At 75.4% G+C, this 6,040-nt stretch carries 5 protein-coding genes and 1 pseudogene; 3 read left to right on the top strand and 3 right to left on the bottom strand.

The annotated features are described in order from the left end of the window. Both ABD823_RS09785 and ABD823_RS09780 read right to left on the bottom strand, forming a co-directional pair. A pseudogene (locus ABD823_RS09785) lies at positions 1 to 194 on the bottom strand (hypothetical protein); the annotation flags it as partial. 35 nt (positions 195 to 229) lie between these two features. After that, positions 230 to 1,744, bottom strand: coding sequence for a metallophosphoesterase family protein (locus tag ABD823_RS09780; RefSeq protein WP_344858038.1), 1,515 nt, complete (start codon positions 1,742 to 1,744; stop codon positions 230 to 232). A gap of 560 nt (positions 1,745 to 2,304) precedes the next feature. On the opposite strand from ABD823_RS09780, the gene ABD823_RS09775 reads away from it, so the two are divergent. Genes ABD823_RS09775 through ABD823_RS09765 form a run of 3 tightly spaced genes read left to right on the top strand, consistent with a single transcriptional unit; the run spans position 2,305 to position 4,391 of the window. Continuing rightward, positions 2,305 to 2,730, top strand: a complete 426-nt coding sequence (locus tag ABD823_RS09775; protein WP_344858036.1) for an acyl-CoA thioesterase — start codon at positions 2,305 to 2,307, stop codon at positions 2,728 to 2,730. Positions 2,731 to 2,759: 29 nt separating this feature from the next. Beyond that, complete coding sequence (locus ABD823_RS09770) at positions 2,760 to 3,887, top strand: zinc-binding dehydrogenase (protein ID WP_344858034.1); 1,128 nt, start codon at positions 2,760 to 2,762, stop codon at positions 3,885 to 3,887. 18 nt (positions 3,888 to 3,905) lie between these two features. Beyond that, a complete protein-coding gene (locus ABD823_RS09765) occupies positions 3,906 to 4,391 on the top strand; it encodes an MSMEG_6728 family protein (protein WP_344858032.1) in 486 nt (161 codons plus the stop codon). A gap of 63 nt (positions 4,392 to 4,454) precedes the next feature. On the opposite strand, the gene ABD823_RS09760 is transcribed toward ABD823_RS09765, so the two are convergent. Further along, complete coding sequence (locus ABD823_RS09760; RefSeq protein ID WP_344858046.1) at positions 4,455 to 6,032, bottom strand: FAD-binding oxidoreductase; 1,578 nt, start codon at positions 6,030 to 6,032, stop codon at positions 4,455 to 4,457. Positions 6,033 to 6,040 lie beyond the last annotated feature (8 nt).

Raw genomic sequence — 6,040 nt, 5'->3', positions numbered from 1 at the left:
GGGCCGCCGGGCCCGCCGTGCCGCCCCGCGCCGGGGCCGGGCGGACCGGGCCCGCCGCTCGGCGCGGACGCGGCCCCCGGCCCGGCCTCCACCTCCCGGACGGCCCCCGCCAGGTCGCGCCCGGCCGCGGCCGGGCGCCCCTCCGTGAGGAGGACGCCTCCGCCACCGGGCCCGGGTGCGACCGCCACGTTCACCCCACCAGCCTGCCACGCCCGGCCGACACTTTCGATCAGGTGAGCGGGATGACGACCTCGTCTTCGAGCGGGGGTTCGATCTCCTGGGGCAGGCAGCCGGTGGCGGCGAAGCAGCGGATCCGCAGGGCCTGCGGCGTCACCGAGACGTGCAGGAAGCTCTTGAAGAACGGCGGGGTGTCCCAGTCGGACAGCTCCGACAGGTAGCGGTGGAAGACCTTGCCCACCGGCAGCCGGAGCGGCAGCGGCCAGGCGCCGAGCAGCCGCGCCGCCCACCGCATCCGCCGGGTGATCCGCACGCCGCCGGACGGCGGCCGCGGCGGGGTGTTGCCGACCCGCTCGGACATCAGGCACACGGCCTCGTCCGGCGTGAGGTAGAGCCAGCGCATGCGCAGCCGCTCGCTGTAGAGCTTGCTGTAGAACGACAGCGAGTCGCCGCGCAGCGGGTAGCACCGGTAGTCGTCCTCGTGCACGCCGCCGACCGTGATCCGGGGGATGGTGTGGGTGGCGTGCGTGAACGCCCCGGAGCCGCCCGCCACGATGTACTGGATGGTCCGCTCGCCCACCCGCACCGGGAACCGCTGGTAGTTGTGCACGTCCCCGCCGATGGCGGCCACGTAGTTGTGCCGGGGGTCGGTCACGATGTCGTCGACCGTGCCGCCGCCCTCCAGCCCCGACGGCTTGTACTCGTTGCGGACGTAGATCGGCTTGCCGGTGACCAGCACCTTGGGACGGGGGTCGAGCGAGACCTTCCGGAGCCAGTCCGCCTGCTCGCGGTCGATCGTGCCGGTGATGCCGGTGTCCACACCCACGATGAGCAGGCCCGGGGCCTCCATCACCCAGTACGGTCCCGGCTGGAGTGCCTGCTGCTCCGGCAGCGCCCGGCGCTCGCGGGCCCTGGCCAGCCGGGCCTCGTCGATCTTCTCCGGCCTGCGCCAGAGCAGCCCGCGCAGCCCGGCCGGGGAGAGCCGGAAGCCCTCGGCGCGGCCGTTCAGCGCGGGGGCGTCGCAGAAGACCCGCATGAAGCCGCCGAGCCCGTCGTACCAGTCGTGGTTGCCGGGGATCGCGTAGATGGGCGCCCGGTAGTCCTGGTAGGGGCGGAAGAACTTGTCCTCGTACTCGTTGCCGGATCCGGTGGGGTAGACCACGTCGCTGGCGATGATCGCGAAGTCCGTGTCCTCGCCGATCCTGAGCATGCCGGGCACCACGGCGTACTGCGAGGCGTCGCCCTCCCCGCTGTCGCCGAGCAGCAGGAAGGAGAACTCCTCCCCCACCCGCAGCGGGATCCGGAAGTCCGGGTCGGCGCCCCGCTCCCGCTGCGCCGCCGTCCAGCGCGCCCGCACCTGCCCCGACGGGTCGCCGAAGAGCGCGGCGAGGACCTCGTTGCGCGACCTCCAGAGCGTCCGCGGGTCCAGCCAGGAGAACGAGCGCGCATGCGGCGGTCTCAGCCGGTCGAAGGCGCCGATCTCGACGCAGTCCCAGCCCGCGCCCTCCTCCGACACCCGCGAGGAGACCTCGCGTCCGCGCTCCGCCGCCTGCTTCACGTCGACCATGGTCATATTCTGGCCGTGATCATGGGCGCGTGCGCCCGTTCGGGGAAGGCCGCCGCTCAGGGCAGGCGGCCGATCCGGAAGCCGCCGAAGTAGGCGCGGGTGTCCGCGTCGTCCCGGCGCTGCTCGCTGACGGCGGTGCCGGACCCGGGCTTCCTCCAGGCCGCGCAGGCCCTCGTCGAGGGCGCTCAGGTCCGGGGTGCCGTGGACCACCCGGTAGAGCGCCTCGAGAACGGTCCGGGAGGCGAACGGCGAGGCGCCGGTCGCGGCGGCCCCTCGGCGAGGTAGACCGCGCCCATGCCGCCGCGGCCGAGCCGGCCGGCGATGCGGTGGGGGCCGAGCTCGGCCGGATCGGAGGGCTCCAGCATGAGCACGGGGGGAAGTCCGTATGCCGTCACAGCGGACGATCTCAGATTGAACGGGTCGTCCGGCCACGAAGAGCCCGGCACGACGTGACCGATTCGGTACCGCGGCCGCCCCCGGGGGCCGCCCGGACCGGCGCGGATATCCGCCGGGCCGCCCCCCGGGGATCCGGCGATCCGCTCTGGAATATAGTTCTGCCCGTGTACGCGCACTGGGAGACCGTCCCCACACGGTGGAAGGACAACGACGTCTACGGCCACATGAACAACGCCGTCCACTACTCGCTGATGGACACGGTGATCAACACCTGGCTGATCAGGACGGCGGGCCTCGACATCCACGAGGGCGAGGCCATCGGCCTGTGCGTGGAGTCGCACTGCGTCTACAGGTCCTCGATCTCCTTCCCCGAGCCCGTCCGCGCCGGGCTCCGGATCGGCAGGCTCGGCCGCTCCAGCGTCCGCTACGAGCTCGGCCTGTTCCGCGAGGACGGCCGGACGCTCGTGGCGGAGGGGCACTTCGTCCACGTCTTCGTCGACCGGGAGACCCGCAGGCCCACCGAGATCCCCGCGCCGCTCCGCACCGCGATGGAGAAGCTGGTGATCACCGATCCGGGGACCCCGGCCTGAGGCCGGGCTCCCCACGCTGGAGGCAACTGATGAGCACGACCACCCGCGCCGCCGTCCTCGTCGAGTCCGGCCGCCCCGCCCCCTACGCGTCCTCGCGCCCCCTGCGGGTCGTGCCGCTCGCGGTCGACCCGCCCGGCCCCGGGGAGCTGCTGGTCCGGGTCCGCGCGGCGGGCCTGTGCCACTCCGACCTGTCGGTGGTCGACGGCTCCCGGCTCCGGCCGCTCCCGATGGCCCTGGGCCACGAGGCCGCCGGTGAGGTGGTCGAGGCCGGGGAGGGGACCGAGTTCGCCCCCGGCGACCACGTGGTGCTGTCCTTCGTCCCCGCCTGCGGGCACTGCCCGCGCTGCGTGGCGGGCCGGCCCGCGCTCTGCGAGCCGGGCGCCGCGGCCAACGGGAGCGGCACCCTGCTCGGCGGCGGCCTGCGCTTCACCGCCGCCGACGGCACCCGCCCCCGCCACCACCTGGGCGTGTCGGCCTTCTCCGAGTACACCGTGGTCTCGGCCCGCTCCGCGGTCAAGGTCGACCCCGACCTCCCCCTGGAGGTCGCCGCCCTGTTCGGCTGCGCCGTGCTGACCGGCGCGGGGGCGGCGTTCTACAGCGCCCGGGTCGCCCCCGGCGACAGCGTCGCGGTCTTCGGCCTGGGCGGGGTGGGGCTGGCCGCGCTGCTCGCGGCCAAGGCGGCCGGGGCCTCCACCCTGGTCGCGGTGGACGTCGTGGAGTCCAAGCGGGACCTGGCGGCGGAACTGGGCGCGACCCACACCGTCGCGGGCGGCCCGGACGCCGTCGAGGCGGTCCGGGAGATCACCGGCGGCGGGGCGGAGAAGGTCGTCGAGACCACCGGGGTGGTGCCCGTCCTGGAACAGGCCTACCGGGCCACCGCGCGGGGCGGCACGACGGTCACCGTCGGCCTGCCCGACCCCTCCCGCGAGCTCACCCTGCCCGCGCTCAGCCTGGTCGCCGAGGAACGCACGCTCCGCGGCAGCTACCTCGGCTCGTGCGTGCCGCGCCGGGACGTGCCGCGCTTCATCGGCATGTACCGCTCCGGAACCCTCCCGGTCGACGCGCTGCTGTCGCACCGTCTTACGCTGGACGAGGTGAACGAGGGCTTCGACCGGCTGCACTCCGGCGAGGCCGTCCGCCAGGTGATCGTCATGTGAGCGGAAGGGAGGGGGCCGGTGCAGACGTTCCTCCCCTACCCCGACTTCGACGCCACGGCAGGCGTCCTCGACCAGCTCCGCCTGGGCAAGCAGCGGGTCGAGACCCTGCAGGTCCTGCGCGCGCTGACCGTCCCCGGGTACGGCTGGCGCAACCACCCCGCGGTGAAGATGTGGGCCGGCTACGAGGAGGCCCTGGTCCGGTACGGCCTGCAGATCTGCGGGCACTGGTGCTCCACGGGCCGGGCCGACACCTGCTCGGCCACGCTGGCCGGGGAGCTGGCCGAGCGCTGCGGCGTGGCGCTCCCCCGCACCCAGCCGGAGCTGGCGGCGGCCGGGGAGCTGCCGCCCTGGCTCGGCGACCCCGCCTTCCACCTCAGCCACCGCTCGTCCCTGCTGCGCAAGGCCCCGCACCTGTACCGCCCGGTCTTCGGGGAGGACGAGCCGGACGACCTGCCGTACGTCTGGCCCGCCTCCGACCGTCCCCCGTCGTGCCCGCCGGGGTGACGGACCGGGCGGCCGTACGGCCCCGCGGCACGGCCCCGACCGGCGGGACCGGCGGGGGCGCGGTCAGGGGATCAGCACGCCCGGGTTGAGCACCCCCTGCGGGTCCAGGCGCTCCTTGATCCCGCGCAGGATCTCCGCGCCCAGCTCGCCGATCTCGGCGGCGTAGGCGGCGCGGTGGTCGCGGCCGACGCCGTGGTGGTGGGAGATCGTGCCGCCCGCGGCGACGATCGCCTCGTTCGCCGCGTGCTTGGCGGCCTCCCACTGGGCGAGCGGGTCCCCGCTCTGCGCGGTGACGACCGTGAAGTACAGCGAGGCGCCGGTGGCGTACACGTGCGAGATGTGGCACATCACCAGCGGTGAGCCGAGCGCGCCGTGCAGCGCCAGCCGTACCGCGTCGTAGAGCCGGGGCAGGCCGGACCAGAAGGCGGCCGTCTCCAGCGTCTCCACCGTGGCCCCGGCGGCGAGCAGGCAGTCGCGCAGGTAGGGGGCGGAGTAGCGGCCGTGCGCCCAGGACTCGCCGGGCCCGGCGCCCAGCGGCGTGCCGCCCAGCCCGGCCAGCACCCCCGCGGCCCGCTCGCGCCGGAGCGGGACCTCCTCTGCGGCGCCCTCGTAGCCGGCGACCACCAGGCAGCCCCCGCCGGAGGCGGAGCCGCCGATCCCCTCCGGCCCGGCCAGGCCGACCATCGTCTCGGTCTCGTCGGACAGGCGGAGCACCGTGGGCAGCGGCCCGTCCTGGGCCAGGCGGCGCAGCGCGGCGGTGCCCTCGGTGAAGGAGGCGAACCGCCAGCCCTCGTACAGGCGCGTCTGCGGCGCCGGCCGCACCCGCAGCCGCAGGGAGGTGATGACGCCGAAGGCGCCCTCCGAGCCGAGGATCACCTGGCGCAGGTCCGGCCCGGCCGCGGACTTGGGCGCGCGGCCCAGCTCCAGGGTGCCGCGCGGGGTGGCCACGGTCATGCCGACGACCAGGTCGTCGAAACGGCCGTATCCGGCGGAGGCCTGGCCGCTGGAGCGGGCGGCGGCGAAGCCGCCCAGCGTGGCGTACTCGAACGACTGCGGGAAGTGCCCCAGCGTGAGCCCGTGCCGGGCCAGCAGCTCCTCGGCCTGCGGTCCGCGCAGGCCCGGCTCCAGCTCCGCGGTCATCGACTCGGTGTCCACCGCGACCAGCCGGTTCAGCCGGGTCAGGTCGAGGGCGACGAGCCCGGTGAAGCGCGCCCGGGCCTCCTCCCGCGCGGTCAGGCCGCCGACGACGGAGGTGCCCCCGCCGAACGGCACCACCGCGACCCTGCGCTCGGCGCAGATCCTCAGCAGCGCGAGGACCTCGTCGTGGGAACCGGGCAGCAGCACGGCGTCGGGTGCGCCGGAGGCGTCGCCGGCGCGCAGGCGCATCAGGTCGGGCGTGGACCTGCCCCGGGCGTGGCGCACGCGCGCCTCGTCGTCGCAGCGCACGTGCGCGGGTCCGACGACGGCGCGCAGCTCGTCCAGGACCGGCGGCGGCAGGGCCGGGGCGGGCGGGCGGACCTCCGCCAGGTCCGCCGCGGGGGTCTCGGGCGCGCGTACGCCGAGCAGTTTCCCGAGCAGGTCGCGGACCGGCCCGGGCAGGTCGACGGCCTTGGCGGGGTCGCCCCAGCCGGACCAGAGCATCGGCTGCG

Origin of the sequence: Planomonospora alba (assembly GCF_039534085.1) — a bacterium.
Lineage (GTDB): Bacteria > Actinomycetota > Actinomycetes > Streptosporangiales > Streptosporangiaceae > Planomonospora_B > Planomonospora_B alba.
This window is presented reverse-complemented; position numbering and strand designations above follow the sequence as displayed.